Source organism: Pseudoalteromonas aliena, from assembly GCF_038155085.1.
GTDB classification, from domain to species: Bacteria; Pseudomonadota; Gammaproteobacteria; order Enterobacterales; family Alteromonadaceae; genus Pseudoalteromonas; species Pseudoalteromonas aliena_A.
Map to the genome: position 1 here is coordinate 1 of NZ_JBAKAU010000106.1, position 234 is coordinate 234.

Sequence of the window (234 nt, forward strand, 5' to 3'; positions counted from 1 at the left end):
CCGAGCGTATACCTACTGATGAGATGTATAGCGTGCCTTCTGTTTCACTGCGCTGCGCGTCAAACCCTACATCTCCACTAAACCACTGACTTGCTGCGGTTACAGCACGCTGCTCATAAGCTAGTTTAAATGCAACATGCACTTGATTAAATGATGGGTTATTAGCAAAAGCTTGCTCAATAACTGAATCAAGCCCTTCAATACTCACCAAATCGGTAATGTAATTTACTTTCT

At 42.7% G+C, this 234-nt stretch carries 1 pseudogene; it reads right to left on the bottom strand.

The features are described 5' to 3' along the window. Window positions 1-234, bottom strand: a pseudogene (locus V6260_RS18715) (TolC family protein); the annotation flags it as partial.